At 59.7% G+C, this 1,469-nt stretch carries 1 protein-coding gene; it reads right to left on the bottom strand.

Annotation, left to right across the window (positions count from 1 at the left end):
* Nucleotides 1-257 precede the first annotated feature (257 nt).
* Nucleotides 258-1,328, bottom strand: coding sequence for an IS110 family transposase (locus IB277_RS37535; RefSeq protein WP_192373398.1), 1,071 nt, complete (start codon nucleotides 1,326-1,328; stop codon nucleotides 258-260).
* Between the last annotated feature and the right edge of the window lie 141 nt (nucleotides 1,329-1,469).

Here is a 1,469-nt window from a genome sequence, read left to right as displayed (position 1 = left end):
TCTCCAATGAAAGAACGCAAGGGGCAGAACGCCTTGAGTTGGCGGCTTTCCTTGGGTTCGGTTTTGTTCTGACCGGCCTTTTTGCCGATCGGCTCAATGGTCTTCGTTCCGCTGGACAGGGCCGTCCTTCGGTTCTGAACCATTCTCCAATGCGTGACCTGATGCCTTGGCTTCGGTCACAGAGTGGCGTTCGGCTCCCGGCTTCCCATTCTCCTTGAGGAGCGCAGCCCGGCACTGCTAGGCTCGCTAGAAAGTCATCAGGACAGTCGGGATTTCATTGACGCGCCTTCCGTGATGATGCTTTCGCCGCGCGGCTCGTAAGCGCGCTGGTCGCGCAGGATCTGGAAGGCGATCGTCAAAAGCTTGCGCGCCATCGCCACACGCGCCTTGTTGGTTCCTCTGATCTTCAGGTGCTCATATTGGGCGCGAAGCTGTGGATCGCTGGCGATCGCCGGGGTGACCGCTTCGACAAAAGCCCAGCGCAGCCACTTGTTGCCCTGCTTGATGATCTTGCCGTGATAGGTCTTGCCGCCGCTCGAATAGGTCGAGGGCACCAGCCCGGCATAGGCGGCCAGCTTCTTCGGGTTGCGGAACCGCGCTATGTCATCGATCTCCGCGTCGATCAGACGGGCGAAGAACTCGCCGATGCCGGGGATCGTCTTCAACAGCCTCACGTTGGGATTGGCCTTGGTCATCGCCCGGATCGTCGCTTCCGACTGCTTGATCCGCTCATCGATGTCGCCAATGAAAGCGAGGCCACGGTCGATCTGGATGCGGTCGATCTCAGAGACGTTGACCTGCGAAAGCTGAATGCGGCCGGCCTTACCAAACAGATCGCCGAGCGTCTTCAGTTGCGCCGTCTGCTCCGGATAGCGATCAAACACCGTGACGATGCGGTTCTTCGTCATCGTGCGCAGCCGCACGTAGAACATCCGCTCCCGCAGGGCGACACGCAGGTCCCGCGACCGCTCGCTTGGCGCCCAGGCTTCCGGCACCAGGTCGGCGCGCAGCAAATGCGCCAGCACGGTCGCATCGATCTTGTCGGTCTTGATCTTGGCGTCGGCGATCGCCTTGACCTTCAACGGGTGGGCGAGAACGACATCATCACAAATGTCGTCGAGCCAGTCGTAGATAACCATCCAGTTGCGCGTCGCCTCGACAACCGCATGGCTGTTTTCGCGGTACCGCTCGAGAAACCCGCCGAGCGACTGGCGATCGTTCTTCACCCGGCCGGAGCGCAGCGTCTTGCCGCTGCTGTCCTGCACCACCAGATGGCTATAGGATTTGTGGTAATCAACGCCGATATGGTAATCATAGGACGCAGTCATGCTTCCAACTCCCGTGTTGAGATCTCCAAAACCCCAACAGGATAAGCCGAAAGGCCGGAAGCGTGGCTGTCCCTCAATCATCATCGCCATCTCAGTGATCCGTTCTCTCAGCGGACGCGGTCTCTTTCATGCCACCTCCTT

This window comes from Ensifer sp. ENS07, assembly GCF_014852185.1.
In the GTDB taxonomy this organism is placed as follows: domain Bacteria; phylum Pseudomonadota; class Alphaproteobacteria; order Rhizobiales; family Rhizobiaceae; genus Ensifer; species Ensifer adhaerens.
The sequence above is the reverse complement of the archived record's forward strand: the minus strand, read 5'-3'. Positions and strand labels throughout refer to the sequence as shown.

Excerpts from the sequence above, each read along its gene's own strand:
- IB277_RS37535 (WP_192373398.1), bottom strand. The coding sequence starts at position 1,328 with ATGACTGCGTCCTATGATTACCATATCGGCGTTGATTACCACAAATCC.